23 protein-coding genes and 1 tRNA gene are annotated in these 20,059 nt (G+C 69.3%); 6 read left to right on the top strand and 18 right to left on the bottom strand.

Annotated features, from left to right (window positions below; translation table 11 throughout):
• Positions 1–10 precede the first annotated feature (10 nt).
• Positions 11–1,264 (top strand): UbiH/UbiF/VisC/COQ6 family ubiquinone biosynthesis hydroxylase, encoded by a 1,254-nt coding sequence (locus tag ACU5AP_RS02720; protein WP_446680756.1) that lies wholly within the window; start codon positions 11–13, stop codon positions 1,262–1,264.
• 15 nt (positions 1,265–1,279) lie between these two features.
• Here ACU5AP_RS02720 and ACU5AP_RS02715 read toward each other — a convergent pair whose 3' ends face one another.
• From ACU5AP_RS02715 to ACU5AP_RS02675, 9 genes are all read right to left on the bottom strand, one after another.
• Positions 1,280–1,471: a hypothetical protein gene (locus ACU5AP_RS02715; RefSeq protein ID WP_046652702.1), complete on the bottom strand. Its 192-nt coding sequence runs from the start codon at positions 1,469–1,471 to the stop codon at positions 1,280–1,282.
• Entirely contained in the window at positions 1,468–1,671 is a 204-nt protein-coding gene (locus ACU5AP_RS02710; RefSeq protein WP_003166573.1) for a hypothetical protein, read from the bottom strand. The genes ACU5AP_RS02715 and ACU5AP_RS02710 overlap by 4 nt, the downstream gene beginning before the upstream one ends.
• Positions 1,668–1,811 carry a hypothetical protein gene (locus tag ACU5AP_RS02705; protein WP_157677998.1) on the bottom strand — a complete coding sequence of 48 codons (144 nt, stop codon included), beginning with the start codon at positions 1,809–1,811 and terminating at the stop codon, positions 1,668–1,670. Before ACU5AP_RS02705 ends, ACU5AP_RS02710 begins: the two co-directional genes overlap by 4 nt.
• A gap of 89 nt (positions 1,812–1,900) precedes the next feature.
• Entirely contained in the window at positions 1,901–2,095 is a 195-nt protein-coding gene (locus ACU5AP_RS02700) for a Trm112 family protein (RefSeq protein WP_046652703.1), read from the bottom strand.
• A gap of 152 nt (positions 2,096–2,247) precedes the next feature.
• Entirely contained in the window at positions 2,248–2,907 is a 660-nt protein-coding gene (locus tag ACU5AP_RS02695) for an LON peptidase substrate-binding domain-containing protein (RefSeq protein WP_003166578.1), read from the bottom strand.
• 10 nt (positions 2,908–2,917) lie between these two features.
• On the bottom strand, positions 2,918–3,817 hold the full coding sequence (trxA, locus tag ACU5AP_RS02690; RefSeq protein ID WP_003166579.1) for a thioredoxin: 900 nt from the start codon (positions 3,815–3,817) through the stop codon (positions 2,918–2,920).
• Between the two features lie 388 nt (positions 3,818–4,205).
• Positions 4,206–5,972, bottom strand: a complete 1,767-nt coding sequence (locus tag ACU5AP_RS02685; RefSeq protein ID WP_128719212.1) for a hypothetical protein — start codon at positions 5,970–5,972, stop codon at positions 4,206–4,208.
• A gap of 152 nt (positions 5,973–6,124) precedes the next feature.
• Positions 6,125–7,003 (bottom strand): CPBP family glutamic-type intramembrane protease, encoded by an 879-nt coding sequence (locus ACU5AP_RS02680; protein ID WP_446680755.1) that lies wholly within the window; start codon positions 7,001–7,003, stop codon positions 6,125–6,127.
• Positions 7,004–7,129: 126 nt separating this feature from the next.
• Positions 7,130–7,675, bottom strand: a complete 546-nt coding sequence (locus tag ACU5AP_RS02675) for a prolyl-tRNA synthetase associated domain-containing protein (protein ID WP_446680754.1) — start codon at positions 7,673–7,675, stop codon at positions 7,130–7,132.
• Between the two features lie 91 nt (positions 7,676–7,766).
• On the opposite strand from ACU5AP_RS02675, the gene ACU5AP_RS02670 reads away from it, so the two are divergent.
• Positions 7,767–8,507 (top strand): DUF6065 family protein, encoded by a 741-nt coding sequence (locus tag ACU5AP_RS02670; RefSeq protein WP_087141461.1) that lies wholly within the window; start codon positions 7,767–7,769, stop codon positions 8,505–8,507.
• Between the two features lie 110 nt (positions 8,508–8,617).
• Here the strand turns inward: ACU5AP_RS02670 and ACU5AP_RS02665 are convergent, their stop codons facing one another.
• The 4 genes from ACU5AP_RS02665 to ACU5AP_RS02650 all read right to left on the bottom strand — a co-directional run bounded on the left by ACU5AP_RS02665 (position 8,618) and on the right by ACU5AP_RS02650 (position 11,069).
• Entirely contained in the window at positions 8,618–9,169 is a 552-nt protein-coding gene (locus ACU5AP_RS02665; protein WP_046652707.1) for a CC0125/CC1285 family lipoprotein, read from the bottom strand.
• Positions 9,170–9,257: 88 nt separating this feature from the next.
• Entirely contained in the window at positions 9,258–9,890 is a 633-nt protein-coding gene (locus tag ACU5AP_RS02660) for a LysE family translocator (RefSeq protein ID WP_046652708.1), read from the bottom strand.
• Positions 9,891–9,965: 75 nt separating this feature from the next.
• On the bottom strand, positions 9,966–10,502 hold the full coding sequence (locus ACU5AP_RS02655) for a hypothetical protein (RefSeq protein ID WP_046652709.1): 537 nt from the start codon (positions 10,500–10,502) through the stop codon (positions 9,966–9,968).
• A 96-nt stretch (positions 10,503–10,598) separates the two neighbouring features.
• Positions 10,599–11,069: a translation initiation factor IF-2 gene (locus ACU5AP_RS02650; RefSeq protein WP_223850639.1), complete on the bottom strand. Its 471-nt coding sequence runs from the start codon at positions 11,067–11,069 to the stop codon at positions 10,599–10,601.
• A 117-nt stretch (positions 11,070–11,186) separates the two neighbouring features.
• Between ACU5AP_RS02650 and ACU5AP_RS02645 the strand changes: the two genes are divergently transcribed.
• The gene (locus tag ACU5AP_RS02645) at positions 11,187–12,515 is read left to right on the top strand and encodes a PQQ-dependent sugar dehydrogenase (RefSeq protein ID WP_128719215.1); all 1,329 of its coding nucleotides are present in this window, start codon (positions 11,187–11,189) and stop codon (positions 12,513–12,515) included.
• 21 nt (positions 12,516–12,536) lie between these two features.
• Here ACU5AP_RS02645 and ACU5AP_RS02640 read toward each other — a convergent pair whose 3' ends face one another.
• Positions 12,537–13,766 carry an argininosuccinate synthase gene (locus tag ACU5AP_RS02640; protein WP_046652712.1) on the bottom strand — a complete coding sequence of 410 codons (1,230 nt, stop codon included), beginning with the start codon at positions 13,764–13,766 and terminating at the stop codon, positions 12,537–12,539.
• A 192-nt stretch (positions 13,767–13,958) separates the two neighbouring features.
• Complete coding sequence (metK, locus tag ACU5AP_RS02635; RefSeq protein ID WP_128719216.1) at positions 13,959–15,158, bottom strand: methionine adenosyltransferase; 1,200 nt, start codon at positions 15,156–15,158, stop codon at positions 13,959–13,961.
• A gap of 217 nt (positions 15,159–15,375) precedes the next feature.
• Here metK and ACU5AP_RS02630 point away from each other — a divergent pair, with 217 nt between their 5' ends.
• The gene (locus tag ACU5AP_RS02630; protein ID WP_128719217.1) at positions 15,376–16,638 is read left to right on the top strand and encodes a Glu/Leu/Phe/Val family dehydrogenase; all 1,263 of its coding nucleotides are present in this window, start codon (positions 15,376–15,378) and stop codon (positions 16,636–16,638) included.
• Between the two features lie 106 nt (positions 16,639–16,744).
• Complete coding sequence (locus ACU5AP_RS02625; protein WP_003166592.1) at positions 16,745–16,969, top strand: hypothetical protein; 225 nt, start codon at positions 16,745–16,747, stop codon at positions 16,967–16,969.
• A gap of 64 nt (positions 16,970–17,033) precedes the next feature.
• Here ACU5AP_RS02625 and ACU5AP_RS02620 read toward each other — a convergent pair.
• The 3 genes from ACU5AP_RS02620 to hemC all read right to left on the bottom strand — a co-directional run bounded on the left by ACU5AP_RS02620 (position 17,034) and on the right by hemC (position 18,801).
• A tRNA-Thr gene (locus ACU5AP_RS02620) sits at positions 17,034–17,109 on the bottom strand.
• Positions 17,110–17,156: 47 nt separating this feature from the next.
• Complete coding sequence (locus ACU5AP_RS02615) at positions 17,157–17,852, bottom strand: uroporphyrinogen-III synthase (RefSeq protein WP_128719218.1); 696 nt, start codon at positions 17,850–17,852, stop codon at positions 17,157–17,159.
• A 4-nt stretch (positions 17,853–17,856) separates the two neighbouring features.
• Positions 17,857–18,801 carry a hydroxymethylbilane synthase gene (hemC, locus tag ACU5AP_RS02610; protein ID WP_164917978.1) on the bottom strand — a complete coding sequence of 315 codons (945 nt, stop codon included), beginning with the start codon at positions 18,799–18,801 and terminating at the stop codon, positions 17,857–17,859.
• A gap of 53 nt (positions 18,802–18,854) precedes the next feature.
• On the opposite strand from hemC, the gene tsaD reads away from it, so the two are divergent.
• A complete protein-coding gene (gene tsaD / locus ACU5AP_RS02605) occupies positions 18,855–20,045 on the top strand; it encodes a tRNA (adenosine(37)-N6)-threonylcarbamoyltransferase complex transferase subunit TsaD (protein WP_446680796.1) in 1,191 nt (396 codons plus the stop codon).
• The last annotated feature ends 14 nt before the right edge of the window (positions 20,046–20,059 follow it).

Here is a 20,059-nt window from a genome sequence, read left to right as displayed (position 1 = left end):
GAACGACAGCATGAGCGGATCGGACGACTACGACATCATCATCGCCGGCGCAGGTCTGGTCGGAGCGACCTTTGCGCTCGCGGCGGCGCAAGGGGGCCTGCGCCCCGTCATGGTGGACCCTCAGCCCTTCGACGCCCAGTTGGCGCCGACCTTCGACGGGCGGGCGACGGCGATCTCCTACGCCAACTTCCGCATGTTGAAGGCGCTGGGGCTGGGCGAGGCGCTGGAGTCTCACGCCTGCCGCATGGATCGCATTCTGGTGACGGACGGCCGCCGCCCCGGCGCCGCCAGCCGCAAGCCCTCGGCCGCCTATATCCGCTTCGACGCGGATGAGATCGGCGACCGCAACGGCGGCGAGCCGCTGGGCTATATGGTCGAGAACCGCCGCCTGCGCGTCGCCCTGGCTGAGGCCGTCGAGGCGCGGGGCCTGGAGGTTCGCGCCCCCGCCGCCGTGGCCGATGTGGCGGTCGGGCCGGGCCGGGCGACGGTGACGCTGAAGGACGGTTCGACCCTTTCGGCGCCGTTGGTGATCGGGGCCGAGGGCCGCAACTCGACCGTGCGCCGCGCGGCGGGCATCGACGTCTTCGGCTGGACCTATCAGCAGAGCGGCGTGGTCTGCACCGTCCGCATGGAGAAGCCGCACGGCAACGTCGCCCATGAGTATTTCCTGCCGGACGGCCCCTTCGCCATCCTGCCGCTGACGGAGAACCGGGCTAATCTGGTCTGGACCGAGAGCACCCGCCGGGGCGAGGCGTTGCGCTCGGCCTCGGACGAGGCTTTCCACGCCCATATGACGCGGCGGTTCGGCGACTTTCTGGGCGGGCTGACGATCGAGGGGCCGCGCTTCGTCTACCCGCTGTCGCTGCAGCTGGCCGAGGGGCTGACGGCGCCGCGCATGGCCATCATCGGCGACGCCGCCCACGGCGTGCACCCGGTGGCGGGGCAGGGGCTCAACATGGGCCTGAAGGACGTCGCCGCCCTGTCCGAGGTGCTGGCCGAGGCTGCGCGCATCGGCGAGGACATCGGCTCGGAACTGGTGCTGGAGCGCTACGCCCGCTGGCGCCGGTTTGACAATGCGGCGCTGGCGGCGGGCTTCGACGGCTTCGTGCGCCTGTTCTCCAACGACATCGCCCCGGTGCGGCTGGCCCGCGATCTGGGCATGGCGGCGGTCAACCGCATCGCCCCCCTGCGCCGCGCCTTCATGCACGAGGCGGGCGGGGCGACGGGGGATCTGCCCCGCCTGCTGCGCGGCGAGCGTTTGTAGGAGGGCCTGCTCGGCCTAGTCGTGGGCGTGCAGCAGCACGTCGGCGTCGTCGCGGCGGTCGGCCTCTTCCACCGCGCAGCGCAGGGCCGAGGCCCGGTTCTGGAACAGGCCGAAGAAGAGCCCGTCCGAGGAGGTCAGCCGCCAGACGCGGCCCAGGCGGCGAATCTCGAACAGGACGGGCCGGGCCTCGGCGCGGGCGGCGGTCATGAGCGCGGCTCGGTCTGGAGCAGGCCGTCAGCCTGACGCTGCAGCTGGCGGGCGATGCGCGCGGCGGCTTCGCGGTCCTTGAAGGGGCGGGTGGCGCAGCCGTCCAGGGTGACGCACCAGCCGCCGTCGCGGGCGACGACGCCATAGGCGCGCGGGCGGTGAGGGGCGGCGGGGCGCCCGTCGGGATAGCCGCTCATCATCGCGGGCGGCTCCCGTTGCGGGGCGTGCAGCCGAGATAGAGGGCCAGCACGGTCTGGGCCATGCGCCAGACGCTGGGTGCGGCGGGCTCGGGCGGGGCTGGGCGGCTCAGCGACTGGTTCAGCAAGGCGCGGCGGCTCATGAGGGGCTCTTTCATGAGACGAAGAAACACCCGACGGCCATAAGGGCGCGATGAGGAAAGCGGGGCCCCGCCTAAGCGCGACGTAAGGTTCAGTCCAGCGGACGGGCGTCTTCGGCCAGCATGATCGGCACGCCGTCGCGGATGGGGAAGGCCAGCTTGGCGCCCGCCGAAATCAGCTCGTTGCGCTCGCGGTCATAGGTCAGGCGGCCGCGCGTGACCGGGCAGACCAGCACCTCCAGCAGGCGGGGATCGACCGAGACGGGGGTGTTGAAGGCGTCGCTCATGATCTTTTTCAGTTTCCTATCGTTCGCGCCGCGGGCGCTCACTGTTTGAGAAAGTTTGCGCCCTATCGCTCGCGCCGCGGGCGCTCGCTGCTTGAGGGCGTCGGGCGCCCTGTTCTGTTGGTCGTGTGTTTATCGCGTCGAGTTTGCTGAGACTACTGCATCGCCGGACCCGGTTCGTCGTCGTCGGGGGCGACGGCTTCGATGCGCAGGAGGGCGGTTAGGGCCGCTTCGCGCTCGGTCAGGGTCAGGGCCTCCAGCAGGGCCTGTTTCTCGGGCGGATCAAAGGGCAGGGCCATGGCCAGGCTGTTGACCAGGGCCTCCTGAGGCGCGGCGCGGGCGGTGTCCCAGTCGATGTCCATGCCGCGTCCCGCCAGATAGGGCGCCAGGGCCGAGAGGAAGGGCTCGCGGTCGAAATCCTCGGCCGGGTCCGGGGCGCGCAGGTCCGCCTCATAGGGCAGGAAGTCGACCCGCGCCTGGCGATAGGGGGTGCGGACCTGCATCTCGGTCGCCACGGCGAAGCGGCACACCCCGGTCAGGGTGATCAGATAGCGCCCGTCCGACGTCTCGGCGAAGCTGGTGATCCGCCCGGCGCAGCCGACGCGGGTCAGGGGCGGGCGCAGGCCCGCGGGGCCGACCGGCTGGATCAGGCCGATCATCCGGTCGCCCGCCATGGCGTCGTCCACCATGTTCAGATAGCGCGGCTCAAAGATGTTCAGCGGCAGCTGGCCCCGCGCCAGGAGGATGGAGCCCGGCAGGGGAAACACCGGGATCACCTGGGGAAGTTCGCTGGCCTTGACGTAGCCCTGAGCCATGATCGCGCCGTTAGGAGAACAGGATGGAGGACAGGCGCCGTCGTCCGTCGCGGGCGACTTCGCTGTTGGGGCCGGCGGCCTCGAACACCGTCAGCAGCTGCTTGCGCGCGGCCTGGTCGTTCCACTCGCGCTCGGCCTGGACGATGGTCAGCAGGTGGTCGACCGCCCCCTTCAGATCGCCCGCCGAGGCCAGGGCCTGGGCCAGGTCGAAGCGGGCCTCGTGGTCGTTCTTGTTCGCCGCCAGCCGGGCCTCCAGCTCGGCGGTCGCGCCGGTCGGGGCGGCCGAGGCCAGAGACAGCTGGGCGCGCACGGCCTGAACCGTCGGCTCGGTGGAATCGGCCGGGGCCATGGCGATGGTCTGGGCCGCCTGTTCGGCGTCGCCCTCGACCAGATAGACGCGGGCCATGCCGGCGATGGCCTTCTGGTTGTCGGGCTCCATCGTCAGGACGTGGGCGAAGGCCTGGGCGGCGCCGCCCAGATCGTTGAGGCCCAGCGACTCCTCGCCCAGCGACAGCAGTTGCTCGACGTCGGTGTTGACGCCTTCTCCGCCGGTCAGCTTGTCGATGAAGGCCTTGATCTGGCTGTCGGGAATGGCGCCCTGGAAGCCGTCGACCGGCTGGCCGTTGACGAAGGCGTAGACGGTCGGGATCGACTGCACCCGCAGCTGGCCCGCATAGGCCGGGTTGGCGTCGACGTCGATCTTGACCATCTTCACCGCCCCTTTGGCGGCGCGCACGGCCTTCTCCAGCGCGGGGCCGAGCGTCCGGCACGGGCCGCACCAGGTCGCCCAGAAGTCGACGATGACCGGCTGATGCTTCGAGGCCTCGATCACATCGGTCATGAAGGAGGCGTCCGTGCCGTCCTTGATCAGGTCGGGCGGGGTGGTCAGGGACGGGTCGGCGAAGGTCATGGTCGGGTCCGCATGGGAGTCGAAGGAAGGTAACGGATCAGATGGCGTCGGGATGCCTCGCCATCAAGCCGAAAGCGCGCCTTGCCGCAGGCGAAGGCGAGGAGAGCGGAAAAAACAGAGTCCAATTCGTCTGAATCGTCTGAAATCTCTTCCTTCGACCGGAGTGGATGGCGCTCCCGCATCCTTCTCCCCTTGTGGGAGAAGGTGGCTCGCGAAGCGAGACGGATGAGGGGTTTCTGACGTTTTGCCTCATCGCTCTAATCTACTGGCGCAAGACCCCTCATCCGGCCCTGACGGGCCACCTTCTCCCGCAAGGGGAGAAGGAAGAGGGGGGGCGGCTTCATCATGATGTAGCGGATCGTTACGCCAGAATAGGGCGTAGCGCGCCCTACAGCCGGTCCATCCGCAGCCAGCGGGCGTCGCCCAGCCAGGCGGTCTTGAGGGCTTGATCCGCGGCGGCGGCTTCGGCGGCGCGGCCCTGGGCGGATTCGGCGCGGGCCAGGCCGTAGAGGGCCCAGCCGTTGTTCGGGGTCTGGGCCAGGGCCAGGCGGAAGGCGTCGGCGGCCAGGTCCGGGCGCCCGGCTTGATAGAGGGCCGCGCCCAGCGATTGATGCACCGGATAGTACCAGAAGGCGGGCTCCATATAGGGCAGGGCGGCCTCCAGATCGGCGGCGCGGCGATAATGCTCCGTCGCCTCGGCGGGGCGGCCGCGCGCCATGGCCATGCGCCCGTAGGCCACGGCCTCGGCCAGGGCCAGAAGATCGGGCGCGGGCACGCCCTGGGCGACCATCTCGGCCAAGGCGGGCGAGGCCTTCAGCGCGTTCAGCGCCGCCATTTCGCGGTCGAAACTTCTCTGGTCGTGCAACCGGGCGTGGGCGACGGCGCGGGCGTAGTGGCGCATGGCGGCGGCGTAGGGCAGGCGGGCGTCGGGGGCGGGCGCGGCCAGGACGGCGCGCGGTTCGGCGAACTGGGCCAGGGCCTGATAGGGGGCGGCGTCGATGACCTGGACCCAGGCGATGCGGGCCGAGGTCGCCGGGTCCAGCACGGTGCGCAGGCGGCGCGCCTCGCGCAGGGCCGTGTCCATGTCGCCGGCCATCTGGGCCGAGGCGACGATGAAGTGGATGTTGTGCGGATAGTAGCCGTAGCGGACCAGGCTCTCATCGTTAGTGTCGCGGATGAAGGCCTCGTCCGCGCGCGCCGCCGCGACGTTCAGGCGCATGGCCTCGGCGTAGCGGCCGCGCCGCAGATAGATGTGGCCGGGCATGTGCACCAGATGGCCCGCGCTGGCGGGCCGCGCGAGGGCCAGACGGTCGGCCGCCTTCTCGGCCCGCGCGGGATCGGCGGCCTCCATCAGGTGAATATAGAGGTGGGCCGCCTGCGGATGGTCGGGGCTGCGGTCCAGAACCGTCTCGATCAGGCGGATCGCCTCGCCGATGCGGCCGATCGGCGTGCGCTGGTCGGCCTCCCAATAGTTCCAGGGCGTGGTGTCCATCGCCGCCTCGGCGGCGAGGACGGCGATGTCGTCGTTGTCGGGAAAGCGACGCGCGGCGACCAGCATGGCGTCGGCGTAGGCGGCGTCCAGGGCGGCGCGGTCGGCCGCCGGGTCGTCGGAGTAGCGCAGGCCCAGGGCGTCGATCAGCGCCTGCTCGTGCGGCGCGGCCCCGGCGCTCAGGACCAGGGCGCGGTTCAAGGCCTTGAGCGCCGCCGCCCGGTCGCGTTCGTCCATCGGCGCGTTGATGTTGGGGCCCAGGGCCATGGCCTCGCCCCACCAGCAGGCGGCGCATGCGGGATCGCGGCTCTGCGCTTCGCGGAAGGAGCGCACGGCCCCGGCGTGGTTGAAGCCGTAGGCCAGCGTCAGCCCCTGGCTGAAATAGGCCTGGGCGCCGGCGTCGTCGGTGGTCGCCTTGAACGGCGAGGTCGTCAGGTCGGGATAGAGGGGAATGGGCTGGGCCTCGCTGGCGGGCGCGGCGACGGCCGAGGCGACCAGCAGGCTGCGGGTCAGGGCGCCGCCGCCCCGGCCCGGCCCGCAGACGCCGCCGAACAGGCGCTCGAGGCGCAGCGCCGTTGCGGCGTCGGACGCGGGGAGGGCGGTCATCGGCCCGGCCAGAACCAGACCCGCTCCGCCCACGGCGAAGGCTTTCCAGAACAGTCTCATGCACCGTCCCCTTTCAGGGCCTGACGCGATGAACGTCCGCCGCACAGGCGCGCGTGATGAAGTCGAGAACGGCGATATTACGCCTTGGCGCGCCCCTTAGACAGGGCGATTCCGGGAAACGGGACTTTCCAGTTCGTCTGCTCGCGGCGATGTCAAAAATCGAATGGCAGTACTGGCCCCACATTCATGATGGCGTGGGTCACGACCACGAGGCCGAGAGAGCCGGTTCGCAGCCAAACGCTTCCTAATGCCAAGCCGCCCAATACCTGGAGAAGCAGGTGGGGAGCGTAGGCTTGGGCGGAATGCTGCAACAAGGTCCAATCTCCAAGCGCTACGGGCTGGATCAGGGCGAGAGGCGCGTGCCCCAGTCCGAACACGACGCTCGACACGAATACGGCATGAAACCGCGACAGGGTGAGGTCCAGTAAGGCAGTAAGAAGCAAAACGCGGAAGACGACTTCCTCGGCAGCCGCGGCGACAAGCAGAACGGGGCCATGGAGGACTAGGTCGCCCACCGTTAGAATCTCGGAGTCTGGCGGGGCATTTGCGAACTTCAGGTAGCTGACGCCTATGGCGAAGCCGAACGCGGCCACGCTCGCCAAGGATAGTCTGAGCCTCGACGCACGCGTCAGCCGTACGGGCCATCTGACAAGGCCGAGGGCGAGAAAGGTCGCCGGGACGAGCGTCCAGCAGAGAAGACCGACTATGGCGCTGGTCTCATTGGCGCGGCCTAGGAGTTCCAGAAACCAACTCAAACCCAAGTGAATTGCGAGCGTCGCGCCGATCATGACTCCGACGCGGCCGACCTGATCCGGTGGGGAGCTTGCGCTCCAGTAGGTTATCGAGCCGGCAGTCGTGAAATGCAGGCCGATGAAAATCAGGCCAAAGACGACGGCCACGAGCAGGGCGAAAACGCCGTAGATCGTTCCGGCGAATTCAGGCTCCACGACCCCCGGCGCCGAAACCAAAAGCCAGAAGGTGAGCGCCGCCAGCGCGAGGGCGAAAAACGGCGACAGTCTGTGCGCGATCATGAGCGTGTCCGCAGGGGGAGCCAAGGATGTCCACGTCCTTGCTCGCGATCTTACGTAACAGAATTCTTTCTACGGACCAGTGCAACCCCTAATGAGCCTATGATCGGCCAAACCATTTGCCTTGCATCAGTCCAGCGCGTCGAAGTCCACCACGATCGGCTCCCGGTCCAGCAACGCCAGTACGCGACGGAAGCTCTCCTGGCTCAGGGCGGTGGTCGCCGTATTGGCCAGGGGGTGGAAGTTGACGACAGCGGCCTCCCACAGGCGGCGGTCCAGGACGAAGGTCACGCGGCGGTCCGCATCGTTGATCAGGCCCAGCGCCGTGACCGAGCCGGGGCGCACGCCCAGCGTCTCCCACAGCAGGGTCTCATTGCCGAAGGACAGGCGGTCCGAGCCCATGGCGCGGTGGGCGCGCTTCAGGTCGATGACCGTGTCCTGGGCCGCCGAGATCAGCCACAGGCGGCCCTTCTTGTCCTTGAGGAACAGGTTCTTGGTGTGCAGGCCCGGCAGGTCGGCCTTGAGGTCCAGCCCTTCCTCGACGCGGAAGACGGCGGGGTGGTCGTGGGTGGCCTGTTCGATCCCGTGCTCGGCCATCCAGGCCAGCAGGCGGGCGCGGTCATACGCAGGCTGGTGCAGGACGTCGGAGGCGGGATCGGCGGCGATGGCGGTCATCTCGGTCTTGTCGGGCGGGCGGCGAGGGCGATAGGGGAGGAAGCCGACCCTCAGGGTCGCCGCCTTATTCGTCAAGCTTGGGAGCCGCGTCTTGGAACTGGAATGCTATCCGATGAATGCGCGTCCGTGCGACCTGGTGCCGGGCCGCCAGTCGCGCAACTGGATGGACGCCTTCGCCAGCCGTCACCCCTATCGCTGTCTGCCGCTGACCATGGCCAACACCACGGGGTGGGAGATCCTGTGCCCCTTCGGCTTCACGGCCGAGTGGAACGGCGGGCCGTCGCAGACCGACATCAAGATCACGCCGGACCGGCCGCAGCCCGAGCTGGACCACTTCGTCACTTCGCACTTTTCGCGCGGGGTGCTGACCATGCACCCGCAGTATCTGTTCCGCACGCCGCCGGGCTGGGGGCTGATCGCGCAGGGCTCGCCCAACCACGTCAAGGACGGCATCCAGCCGCTGAGCGGCCTGATCGAGACGGACTGGCTGCCCTTCCCCTTCACCATGAACTGGATCTTCACGCGGCCGGGCCGGATCAAGTTCGAGAAGGGCGAGCCCTTCTGCTTCATCCTGCCGGTCGAGCACCGCAAGGTGGAGCAGTTCGAGCCGGTCATCCGTTCGCTGGAGTCCAACCCCGGCATGAAGGGGCAGTTCGAGGCCTGGAACCGTTCGCGCACCGACTTCAACACCCGCCTGGCCTCGGGCGACCCCGACGCGGCCAAGGAGGCGTGGCAGCGCTTCTACTTCAAGGGCGAGGTGCCCGAGGCCCTGGGCACGGCCCCGGCGACCCACGCGAACAAGCGCCGCCTGAAGAATCCGCGCATCGGCTGAAGCCAAGCGCCTGATGCAACAACGCCCGCCTCCGGTGATGGAAGCGGGCGTTGTCATGTCTAGCGCCGCTCAAGCAGCGAGCCGCCGCGCGGGGAGCGTTAGCGGCCTGCTTAAGACGTGGGACGCATCACGCGCGGGCCGAGGTTGTTGATGACCTCGCGGGCGTCGAAGGCGTTGACGTCGCCGGCGGGCTTGGGACCGCGGCCCATGACGATCTCGGCCGTGGCCTCATAGCGGTCGACCTGGCGGATGTCGCGGTCCCGGCCCCAGTAGGGATCCCAGGTGCTCCAGTAGCCGCGCTGATAGAAGCGCCAGGACGGACCCCAATAGGGGCCGTAGCGGTCGTAGTAGAAGGGATCCGGCGTCGTGTAGAACCGGGTGTCGCGATCCGTGGCGCGGGTGACGGTGGCGAACCAGTCGTAGCCGTTCTCGACCGTCAGTTCGGCCGAGCGCAGCAGCAGCGACATCTCGACCTGATCGCGCGAGGTGACCGAGTTGCCCGAGAAGCTGACGGCGTAGCGGTTGGACTCCAGGCGCTGCTCGGCATAGCCGCCCTGACCCTTCGAGCCGACCGGCTGATAGGGGGTGGCCGTCGCACAGGCGCCCAGGGCGAGCGCGCCCGCCAGGGCGATCAGCACCGGGGTTTTGCGAAGCTTCATCATGGAAAATTCTCCTTGAGCGTTCATTGAACGCCCGTCGGTCTGAACGAGGGGTGAATGGTCAAGTTCCCGATCGCCCATTCCCGGCGCATCACAGACGCGAGACGATGAGAACGGCGGCGAGGAGCAGAAGGCATCCGACCACAATGCCGAAACCCTTGCGGAAGCGCGGCGCGGTCATCTGTCGCGCCAGGGCCGCCCCGCCCAGGCCGTAGGCGCACATCGACAGGCCGTCCATGCCGACGGTGGTCGCGGCGAACAGGGCCAGCTGCGGCGCCAGCGGGCGGTTGATGTCCAGGAAGGGCGGCAGGACGGCGGTGAAGAAGAGGATGGCCTTGGGGTTGGCGATCTGGACCATGAAGCCGTCGACCAGGGCGCTGCGCCCGCGCTTGACCTCGATGTGCGAAGGTTCGGCGGCGGTGGCGAAGGCCCCGCGCAGGGCCTTGATCCCCAGCCAGGCGACATAGAGGGCGCCCAGGACGGCGATGACGCGGAAGACCTGGGGGAAGGCGATCACCAGGGCGCCCAGGCCCAGGGCGGCGGCCCCGAACCACACCAGGGTGGCGGCGTTCATGCCCAGGACGGCGGTCAGGGCGGCGGCCTTGCCCTTCTCCATGCCGGTGGCGACGGCGAAGATGTTGGCCGGGCCGGGCGTCACCGCCATCACGGCCATGACGCCGAGAAAAGCCAGGTACAGATGCGGATCGACAGGAAGCGCGGCCATAAGGCCCTTTCGGGCGCAAGCGAGCTCAGGTCAAGCCGGGTCTGAACCCAGGCCGTTCAACCCAGGCCGTTCAACTCAGGCGGGGCAGGGGACCGGGCCGTCGGAGTCCAGCGGCTGCGGCGCCAGGGCGGTCTCGGCCAGGGCGTCCAGGGCCAGGTCGAAGCCGTATTGGGCGATCAGGCCGTAGGTGACCATCTGTTCGGGGTCGATCTGCGCCCAGGCCCCGTTGGTCGTCAGGCCGTGAATCGCGGGCTCGGCCTCGGTCATGGCTTCGCGGACGATGGCTTCGACGTCGATCTCGGCCAGAGCCGCTTCGGCGATCTGACCGGCCTGGCGCGTGGCCTCGGCGGTGAAGTCGACGACGTGGGGCTGATAGTCGGACCACAGGGCGGCGACGCGCAGGCCCTTCTGGGTTTCGGTCAGGTCGGGGTCGGCCTGGATGCGCTCGGCGCGGGCGCCGAACTCCTGCATCTTGGCCTCGAAGACGGCGGCGGCGGCTTCCAGACGGGTCTCGGCGGGGGTCTTCTGCTCTTCGGCCACGGCGGTCGAGACCGGCAGCAGGGCCAGGGCGGCGGCCAGGGAGAGCGAGGCGAGGGGGAGGGCGCGGGTCATGACGAAGCTCCTTCGGCGGACGCCGCGCAGGGTCCGCCGAAGGAGGGATCGGCTCAAGTGAAATCGCGGTAAGGCGCGATCTCGCGATCAGGCGTCTTAGTCGACGGCGGGCGGAGCCGGCGGGGCGGCCAGGGCGGCCTCGATCGCCGTGCGGATCTGGGCGGGCACGCCGCGCAGTTGAGCCGAGGCGCCGTCAGCGGCGGCCAGGATGTCGGCCTTGTTTTCGGCGTTCTCGGGCTTTTCGGCCATCAGGCGCAGGAAGGCGCCGTATTCATCGGCGAAGGCGGCGAACTTGGGCTCGTATTGGGTCAGGACCGCGTCGGTGCGGGCCTTCTTGGTTGCGGCGTCCAGGCTGGCGTCGTCCATGATGGTTTCCAGCTCGGCGCCCATGCGCTCGGCCTCGACCTGGAAGGCGTCACCCTTGATCTGGAAGGCGGCTTCCTCGGGCGAGGGGGCGGGCTGGGCGGTGATCGCCGGTGCGGGCGGCGGCGGATCCTGAACGGCGGCGAAGGCGGGGGCGGCGAACAGGGTCAGCGCCGCGGCGGCGGCGAGGGGAAGACGGTTCAACGGAAAGCTCCGGCTGGCGACGGCCAAGGCCGTCAATGAGGATACGCCGGACGATCGACCGGAGATGGTTGCAAGTTGGCCTTGCCACCGGGCGAGCGCAAGCGTCAGCATGGAGGAATGAAACCGACCCTGCGCGCCGCCTCCGTCTTCTCCGCCGCCTTCGCCTCAGCCCTGACGCTGACGATCGGCCTGATGCCGGGCGACGCCCGCGCTCAGGCTGGGCCGCGGACCTATGCGGTCGAGGGCGACTGCGACGGACGCCCGGCGACCGGGGTGCGGATGGCGCCCGGCTATTGCCTCGGGCTGGTGTGGCAGGGGGCGGGCCAGGAAGGGCCGCGGATGCCGCGCGGCCTGATGCCGCTGGAGGGCGGCGACTGGCTGGTCACGGACCTGGGCGCCTGGGAGGCGGGCAAGGGGGCGGTGTGGCGGCTGTCGTTTGCGGCCGGCGGCGCGGCGCGCTGGCGACGGCTTGCGAGCGGCCTTTCCATGCCGCACACGGTCAAGCGCGGACCGGACGGGCGCATCTATGTGTCCGAGATGAACCGCATCCTGACGCTGGACCCCGATGCGGCCGATGCGCAGGCCAGCGTCCGCACCGTCATCGGCGACCTGCCGGACAACCGTCTGCACGACAACCGCCACCCGCTGTCCAGCTTCGTCTTCGACGGGAACGGCGACCTGCTGGTCAATGTCGGGGCGCCCAGCGACCGCTGCCTCGACGCGGCGGGCAAGCCGAAGACGGATGCGCGCGGGGCCTGCGTCGAGGATGCGGCGACGGCGCAGGTGCGGCGCCACGCCTATCTGGGGAACGGCCGCTGGGCGGAAGACAGCACCGTCTTCGCCAGCGGGCTGAGGAACTCCATCGCCCTGGTGCGCCATGCGTCGGGAACGGTGCTTCAGGCCGAGAACTCGGTCGATCTGGACACGCCGAACCACCCCTATGACGAGGTGAACGTCCTGACCCAGGGGCGCCATTACGGCTGGCCCTATTGCGTCGATCTGGCCACGCCCCTGCCGGGCTGGCCCGCGCGTCAGGCGCGCTGCAATGAGCGCGAACGGCCGATCGCCCTCTTGCCGCCGCACGCGGCGCCGTTGGACCTGATCTATTACGAGGGGGCGATGTTCCCTGAGCTGCAGGGGCGGCTGCTGATGACCTGGCACGGTTTCCGCCGCGCGGCCGGACGCATCGTGGCGGTCGAGACGGACGGGCAGGGGCGGCCCCTGACCGACATCGGCGGGCGCTACGCCGTCTATCCGCGCGGGGCGTTGCCCTATCCGGCCGGGGCGCCCAGCGTGAACGGCAAGGTGCTGACGCCGGGCTGGGACAAGGTCGCCGGGCGCCATCCGCGCGGCTCGCCGGTGACGATGGCGACGGCGCCGGACGGCTCCATCTGGGTCACGGATGACAGAAGCCGGGCGATCCTGAGAATCGCCCGGCCCCGGTAGGCTTGGGTTGTCAGGGGCGGCTTAGCCCTCGCGGCCGTCCCGCTTGGCCAGGACGCGCAGGCGCAGGGCGTTCAGCTTGATGAAGCCCTCGGCGTCCTTGTGGTCATAGGCCTGGACGCCTTCCTCGAAGGTCACCAGATCCTGGTCGTACAGGCTGTTGGGGCTTTCGCGGCCGATGATGGTGACGTTGCCCTTGTAGAGCTTGACGCGGACGGTTCCCGACACCTTCTGCTGGCTGTGGTCGATGGCGGCTTGCAGCATCTCGCGCTCGGGGCTGAACCAGAAGCCGTTGTAGATGAGCGAGGCGTATTTCGGCATCAGCTCGTCCTTCAGGTGCATGGCGCCGCGATCGAGCGTGATCGACTCCATGCCGCGGTGGGCGGCCAGCAGGATGGTCCCGCCGGGGGTCTCATAGACGCCGCGCGACTTCATGCCGATGAAGCGGTTCTCGACCAGGTCCAGACGGCCGACGCCGTTGTCGTGGCCCAGCTGGTTCAGCTTGGTCAGCAGGGCGGCGGGCGACAGGGCCTCGCCGTCGATGGCGACCGGATCGCCCTTTTCATAAGCGATGGTGATGACGGTCGGCGTGTCCGGGGCGGCTTCCGGCGAGATGGTGCGCTGGTGCACGAACTCGGGCGCCTCGACGGCCGGATCTTCCAGCACCTTGCCCTCGGACGAGGAGTGCAGAAGGTTGGCGTCGACCGAGAAGGGGGCCTCGCCGCGCTTGTCCTTGGAGATCGGGATCTGGTGCTTCTCGGCGAAGTCCAGCAGGGCCTCGCGGGACTTGAAGTCCCACTCGCGCCAGGGGGCGATGACGCGGATGTCGGGCTCCAGGGCGTAGTAGCCCAGCTCGAAGCGCACCTGGTCGTTGCCCTTGCCGGTGGCGCCGTGACAGACGGCGTCGGCGCCGACCTGACGCGCGATCTCGATCTGGCGCTTGGAGATCAGCGGGCGGGCGATCGAGGTGCCCAGCAGATACTGGCCCTCATAGACGGTGTTGGCGCGGAACATCGGGAAGACGAAGTCGCGCACGAATTCCTCGCGCAGATCGTCGATGAAGATGTTCTCGGGCTTGATGCCCAGCTTCAGCGCCTTTTCCTTGGCGGGGGCGAGCTCCTCGCCCTGACCCAGGTCGGCGGTGAAGGTCACGACCTCGGCGCCGTACTCCTCCTGCAGCCACTTCAGGATGATCGACGTGTCCAGCCCGCCCGAATAGGCGAGGACGACTTTCTTGGGGGCGGGCTTGCTCATCGGTCGGGGAGTCCTTTCAGGAGACGCAAGGGTCAGGGGACGCTTGGGGGAGGCGTTCGGCGCGCTTAAAGGACCAGACGCGCCGCGATGCAAGCGCGGGATTGGGGCGCCGGCCCGCCAATGCGTCGAGGGCGCCGCGAACTGATCCGCGACGCCCCCGTTTCAGGCTGGATTTTCAGCCGTTTAGAGGTCTCAGGCGGCCAGGGCCTTGAGGGCGTCGACCAGGTCGGTCTTTTCCCAGGAGAAGCCGCCGTCGGCGTCCGGCGTGCGGCCGAAATGGCCGTAGGCGGCGGTGCGGCGATAGATGGGCTTGTTCAGGCCCAGGTGCTCGCGGATGGCGCGCGGCGAGGCGCCGCCGATCAGCTTGGGCAGTTCGCGTTCCAGCACCGCCTCGTCGATCTTGCCCGTGCCGTGCAGGTCGACGTGGACCGACAGGGGCTTGGACACGCCGATGGCGTAGCTGATCTGGATGGTGCAGCGGTCGGCCAGGCCCGCGGCGACGACATTCTTGGCCAGGTAGCGGCAGGCGTAGGCGGCCGAGCGGTCGACCTTGGTCGGATCCTTGCCCGAGAAGGCGCCGCCGCCGTGCGGGGCCGCGCCGCCGTAGGTGTCGACGATGATCTTGCGCCCGGTCAGGCCGGCGTCGCCGTCCGGGCCGCCGATGACGAAGGTGCCGGTCGGGTTGATGTGCCACTCGGTCTCGGCGGTGATGAAGCCCTGCGGCAGCACCTTCTCGACATAGGGCTTCACGATGGCCGCGACCTGGCTCTGGCTCAGGTTGGCCTTGTGCTGGGTCGAGACGACGATGGAGGTCGCGCGCACCGGGCGGCCGTTCTCATAGTGCAGCGTCACCTGGCTCTTGGCGTCGGGCTCCAGGCCCGGCTCGGTCCCTGCGTGACGGGCGTCGGCCAGGGCCTTCAGGATGTTGTGGCTGTACTGCAGGGTGGCCGGCATCAGCTCCGGCGTCTCGTTCGAGGCGTAGCCGAACATGATGCCCTGGTCGCCCGCGCCCTCGTCCTTGTCTTCGCCGGCGTCGACGCCCTGGGCGATGTGGGCTGACTGCGGGTGCAGGTTGTTCTCGAAGCGGAAGGTCTTCCAGTGGAAGCCGTCCTGCTCATAGCCGATGTCGCGCACCACGCCGCGCACCGTATCCTCGATTTCCTGTTCGACGCCGGGAGCCCAGTTGCCTTCCGTGTCCATGATGCCCTTGCCGCGGATCTCGCCGGCCAGAACCACCAGATTGGTCGTCGTCAGGGTTTCACAGGCCACCCGTGCTTCGGGATCCTTGGACAGGAACAGGTCGACGACGGCGTCTGAAATCTGATCGGCGACCTTGTCGGGATGGCCTTCCGAGACGCTCTCGGAGGTGAAGAGGAACGACGAACGGGCCAAGGCAGGCTCCTGCGTGACGACAATTCCGTCAGACATATAAAGATATGCTTATACGTTCAAGGCGGCTTCTGCGGCGAAGCTGCAGGCGGCGGTTGATAGGCGCAGCCTCTTTTCTTGCGCTGCAATATTCTGTGTGGCAGCAAAATCTGATTTCTCCCCAGAAGCGGATCGGTTTCTCTCCTTGTGGCCGATTTATGCCTAGTCATTTGGAAAATTAATGCCCAGCCTGAACATCCTTGACGCGGCTCTGACCCGTCTCGACGAAGCCGCACGGCATGTGCAGATCGACAGCGACGTGCTGGAGAAGCTGAAGTATCCGCGCGAGACGATGAAGGTTCGGCTGCTGATCCGCATGGACGACGGGTCGCGCAAATCCTTCCTGGCCTGGCGCTGCCGCTATGACGACACGCGCGGCCCGACCAAGGGCGGCATCCGCTTCCACCCCGACTCCACCGCTGAGGAGGTCGAGACCCTGGCCTTCTGGATGACGGTGAAGTGCGCCGTGACCAACCTGCCCTACGGCGGCGGCAAGGGGGCGGTGCAGGTCGACCCCAAGGCCCTGTCCAAGGCCGAACTGGAACGGCTGTCGCGCGCCTATGTCCAGGCCTTCGCGGGCATCATCGGCCCGGACCGCGACATCCCGGCGCCGGATGTCTACACCAACGCCATGATCATGGGCTGGATGGCCGATGAATACGCCTCCATCCAGGGCGAGGCGGCGCCCGCCGTCATCACCGGCAAGCCGATCGCCCTGGGCGGTTCGGTCGGGCGCGAGGACGCCACGGCGCGCGGCGGCTTCTACCTGACCTGCCACCTGACCGAACGGCTGGGCCTGCCGACCGAGGGGCTGCGCGTGGCGGTTCAGGGTTTCGGCAATGCGGGCCAGCATGTGGCGCGTCTGTTCCGCAGCATCGGGGCGAAGATCGTCGCCGTGTCGGACTCAGGCGGCGCGGTCCATGCGGCTTCCGGTCTCGATCTGGACGCCCTGCTGGCGGCCAAGGCGGCGGGCCGGTCGGTGGTTCAGGCCGAACACGGCGGCGAGGTCATTGCGGCGGACGACCTGATCGGCGTCGACTGCGACGTCCTGGCCCCCTCGGCCATGGAGGACATGATCCACGACGGCAACGCCGCCTCGGTCCGGGCGAAGGTCGTGCTGGAGCTGGCCAACGGCCCGATCACGCCCGAGGGCGACCGCATCCTGGCCGGCAAGGGCGTCGTGGTCCTGCCTGACATCCTGGCCAATGCGGGCGGGGTGACGGTGTCCTATTTCGAGTGGGTCCAGAACCGTCAGGGCTACTACTGGACGCTGGACGAGGTGCAGTCGCGCCTCAAGACCATCATCGAGACCGAGGGCGACGCCGTCTGGTCCATCGCCGAGGACAAGGGCGTCGCCTTGCGCACGGCGGCCTATATCCACGCGCTGGGCCGTCTGGCCGCCGCCATCGAGGCCCACGGCACCCAGCAGTTCTTCGCCAGCTAGGCCGTCTCGGCTCTTCTTCCGACTTCTCCAAAGCGTCGCAATTCCAACCGTTTCCCTGTCATCAACCTTGGGCAAAGGGGCGGCGACCGAGGTCGGGAGCGCGCCCATGGACGTCTTCTATTGTCTGATCCACACGCCCGAGGCGATCACGCCCGAGCTATGCGTCCTGCCGGGCGCCACCGAGGTCGAGGCCGTGCGCGGCCTGACGGCGGTCGCGCGCGACTGGCCGCGCCTGGAGCGCATCGACCTCTATCGCGGCAACCACGAGGTCCGCAGCTTCGCCCCGTCCGATCTCGCCCTGGCCCGACCCCTCCGCGCCCTGGCCGCCTGACGTTCAAGCGTGCGGATGCGCCGCCCGAGGCGTGGGTGCGATTCTGACGAGCGAAGAGAAAAGGTGGTGCCGCTTAGGTGACTCGAACACCTGACCCCCTCATTACGAATGAGGTGCTCTACCAGCTGAGCTAAAGCGGCCCCGGCATCGTGCGCGCATGGAGGCGCGAGCGAGCGAGGAGGGCTCTTTATACGGGAGCGGCGGGCTTGCCAAGAGCCGATAGCATCCCCGGTTCGTCTGGTGCGACGGCGATGCGGATTTCGGCTAAATCAAAGGGGCGCAGGGGCGCGGCGGCGGCTTCGGAGATGCAGATGGCGATGCGGCCGGATGAGGCGGCGCGAGGCAGGTCGGACGCTAGAGCGCGGGCGGCGCGGGGGGAATGGAGCATGACCGCGTCGAAAAGCTCGGGCGCGGGCGCGTGGGTCTCGAAGGCGGCGTAGACGGGCAGGCGATGGACCGGGCGGTCGGGCAGCAGGGCGGGCAGGTCGCCCGCCGGTTCGCGCGCGCCGGGGGCCAGCAGGGGGCCGGGCGGGGCTTCGGCCGCGATCAGGCGGGCCAGGGCGTGGATGTCGCCGGCGGCGGAGCGGACGTCGGCGAAGCCGGCGGCGCGGGCGGCCTCGGCCGTGGCGTCGCCGACGGCGAAGACGGGGTGGCGGCGAAAGCGCGGGATCAGGGGGGCGAAGGCCTCGACGCCGTTGGGGCTGGTCAGGGCGAGGGCGGCGACGGCGGCCGGGGCAGGCGCGGCGTCGAGGGCGCCGGGCAGGGGCGCCAAGGTCAGCAAGGGCGCGGTGATCGGGGTGAAGCCCAGCGCCGTCAGCCGGTCCGCTGTGCGGGCGGCGCCCGGCTCGGCGCGCGTGACCCAGACGCGGCGGATCGGCGTCATGGCCCTAGAGCGCGATCTTCTGGTCGCCGGCGACGGCCTGGATCTGACCGCCGAGGTCGAGGCCCAAGGCGCGGGCGGCTGCCGTGTCGGCGTCGGCGCCGGTGTCGCCGGAACGGGTCCAGCGGCTCGACCCATCGGGGCTGAGCATTTCGGTGCTGAGGCGCAGACGGCCGTCTGCGATGTGGGCGTAGGCTCCGATGGCGGTGCGGCAGGAGCCTTCCAGGGCGGCCATGGCCCCCCGTTCGGCGGCGACGGCGAGGGCGGTGGGGGCGTGGTTCAGGGCGCGGGTCCAGGCGGCGTCGACGTCGCCTTCACGCGTCTGCAGGGCCAGTGCGCCCTGGCCTGGCGCGGGCAGGAAGGCGTCCAGCGGCAGGCGCTGGCGGATGACCTCGCCCAGGCCGAGGCGGTTGAGGCCCGAACAGGCCAGCAGGATGGCATCGAAATCGCCGTCGCGCAGCCGCTTCAGCCGGGTGTCGACGTTGCCGCGCAGCATCTCGATGTTCAGGTCGGGACGCAGGGCCAGGGCCTGGGCCTGACGACGCAGGGAGGCGGTGCCGAAACGGGCGCCCTGCGGCAGGTCGGCGAAGGTGGCGTAATGGTCGCTGATGAAGGCGTCGCGGGGGTCCTCGCGCTCGGGCACGGCGGCGATTGCGAGGCCCGGCGGCTGTTCGGCGGGGACGTCCTTCATCGAGTGGACGGCGACGTCGACGCGGCTGTCCAGCAGGGCCTCCTCGATCTCCTTGGTGAACAGGGCCTTGCCGCCGATTTCGAGCAGGCGACGGTCCTGGATGCGGTCGCCGGTGGTGACGATCTCGACCAGAGGAACCAGGGTTTCGATCTCGGCCTCGGGCACGCCGAGGGCGCGGCCGATGGCGCGCTGCATCATGCCGGACTGGGCCAGGGCCAGGCGCGAACGTCGGGTGCCGATGCGCAGGAGAGGTTGAGTCACGTCGAGACGCCGTTGCGAAAGGGGGGGCGGGTCGCTAACTCCGCCGAATGAAGATGGACGCGGACTATAGCAGGGCGACGGACGGGGCAACCGAACGCGGGTCGGACGGTTTGACCGTGCTGGGCCTGGAGACCAGCTGCGACGAGACCGCCGCCTCGGTGGTGCGGCTGTCGGCGTCGGGCGCGCAGGTGCTGTCCAGCGTCATCCACAGCCAGATCGACGACCATGCGGCCTATGGCGGGGTGGTGCCGGAAATCGCCGCCCGCAGCCATGTGGAGATGATCGACGGCGTGACGCGCCGGGCCATGGCCGAGGCCGGGCTGGACTGGAGCGCGCTGGACGGCGTGGCGGCGACGGCGGGGCCGGGGCTGGTCGGCGGGGTCATGGTGGGCCTGAGCTACGGCAAGGCGGCGGCGCTGGCGCGGGGGCTGCCGCTGATCGCGGTCAACCATCTGGAAGGCCATGCGGTGTCGGCGCGCCTGGGGGCGGAGACGACCTATCCCTTCCTGCTGCTGCTGGTGTCGGGCGGGCATTGTCAGCTCTTGGAAGTGCGCGGCATCGGCGACATGAGCCGGCTGGGCACGACCATCGACGACGCGGCGGGCGAGGCCTTCGACAAGATCGCCAAGGCCCTGGGGCTGGGCTATCCGGGCGGGCCGGCGCTGGAGAAGCTGGCGGAGTCCGGCGATGGGTCGCGGTTCGAGCTGCCGCGGGCGCTGCTGGGGCGCAAGGATTGCGACTTCTCCTTCTCGGGGCTGAAGACGGCGGCGTCGCGGCTGGCCCAGACCTGCGAGACGGAACAGGATCGGGCGGATCTGGCCGATGCGGTGCAGAAGGCGATCGCGCGCCAGCTGGCCGACCGCTCCGAGCGGGCGATGAAGGATTACGCCGAGGCGCATCCGGAACTCGCTGACGGCGCCCTCAAGCAGCCGAGCCCCGTGGGCGAGGCGATAGGGCAAAAAGAAAGACTCTTTGTGGTGGCGGGCGGGGTCGCCGCCAACAAGACGATCCGGCGGACGCTGGAGGATCTGGCGACCAAGCACGGCTTCGCCTTTCTGGCGCCGCCGATGGCCTATTGCACCGACAATGCGGCGATGATCGCCCTGGCGGGGGCGGAGCGGCTGGAAAAAGGGCTGACGTCGGACATTGATGTCGCGGCCCGGCCGCGATGGCCTCTGGACGAGACGCGCGCGAGCGTTGATCCTGTGCACAAGAAAACGGGCCGCAAGGGCGCCAAGGCTTAAAGCGGCCTGGCTCT

The sequence above is a fragment of the Brevundimonas sp. RM1 genome (assembly GCF_052907225.1).
The sequence above is the reverse complement of the archived record's forward strand: the minus strand, read 5'-3'. Positions and strand labels throughout refer to the sequence as shown.

Bases quoted from the DNA above. Each gene is read 5' to 3' on its own strand.
- tsaD (WP_446680796.1), top strand. From the start codon at position 18,855: ATGGACGCGGACTATAGCAGGGCGACGGACGGGGCAACCGAACGCGGG.
- trxA (WP_003166579.1), bottom strand. From the start codon at position 3,817: ATGACCTTCGCCGACCCGTCCCTGACCACCCCGCCCGACCTGATCAAG.
- ACU5AP_RS02640 (WP_046652712.1), bottom strand. From the start codon at position 13,766: ATGAGCAAGCCCGCCCCCAAGAAAGTCGTCCTCGCCTATTCGGGCGGG.
- ACU5AP_RS02680 (WP_446680755.1), bottom strand. From the start codon at position 7,003: ATGATCGCGCACAGACTGTCGCCGTTTTTCGCCCTCGCGCTGGCGGCG.
- ACU5AP_RS02705 (WP_157677998.1), bottom strand. From the start codon at position 1,811: ATGAGCCGCCGCGCCTTGCTGAACCAGTCGCTGAGCCGCCCAGCCCCG.
- ACU5AP_RS02615 (WP_128719218.1), bottom strand. From the start codon at position 17,852: ATGACGCCGATCCGCCGCGTCTGGGTCACGCGCGCCGAGCCGGGCGCC.
- ACU5AP_RS02630 (WP_128719217.1), top strand. From the start codon at position 15,376: ATGCCCAGCCTGAACATCCTTGACGCGGCTCTGACCCGTCTCGACGAA.
- ACU5AP_RS02625 (WP_003166592.1), top strand. From the start codon at position 16,745: ATGGACGTCTTCTATTGTCTGATCCACACGCCCGAGGCGATCACGCCC.
- ACU5AP_RS02685 (WP_128719212.1), bottom strand. From the start codon at position 5,972: ATGAGACTGTTCTGGAAAGCCTTCGCCGTGGGCGGAGCGGGTCTGGTT.
- ACU5AP_RS02660 (WP_046652708.1), bottom strand. From the start codon at position 9,890: ATGGCCGCGCTTCCTGTCGATCCGCATCTGTACCTGGCTTTTCTCGGC.
- ACU5AP_RS02695 (WP_003166578.1), bottom strand. From the start codon at position 2,907: ATGGCTCAGGGCTACGTCAAGGCCAGCGAACTTCCCCAGGTGATCCCG.
- ACU5AP_RS02710 (WP_003166573.1), bottom strand. From the start codon at position 1,671: ATGATGAGCGGCTATCCCGACGGGCGCCCCGCCGCCCCTCACCGCCCG.
- ACU5AP_RS02720 (WP_446680756.1), top strand. From the start codon at position 11: ATGAGCGGATCGGACGACTACGACATCATCATCGCCGGCGCAGGTCTG.
- ACU5AP_RS02645 (WP_128719215.1), top strand. From the start codon at position 11,187: ATGAAACCGACCCTGCGCGCCGCCTCCGTCTTCTCCGCCGCCTTCGCC.
- ACU5AP_RS02655 (WP_046652709.1), bottom strand. From the start codon at position 10,502: ATGACCCGCGCCCTCCCCCTCGCCTCGCTCTCCCTGGCCGCCGCCCTG.
- ACU5AP_RS02700 (WP_046652703.1), bottom strand. From the start codon at position 2,095: ATGAGCGACGCCTTCAACACCCCCGTCTCGGTCGATCCCCGCCTGCTG.
- ACU5AP_RS02665 (WP_046652707.1), bottom strand. From the start codon at position 9,169: ATGATGAAGCTTCGCAAAACCCCGGTGCTGATCGCCCTGGCGGGCGCG.
- ACU5AP_RS02715 (WP_046652702.1), bottom strand. From the start codon at position 1,471: ATGACCGCCGCCCGCGCCGAGGCCCGGCCCGTCCTGTTCGAGATTCGC.
- ACU5AP_RS02675 (WP_446680754.1), bottom strand. From the start codon at position 7,675: ATGACCGCCATCGCCGCCGATCCCGCCTCCGACGTCCTGCACCAGCCT.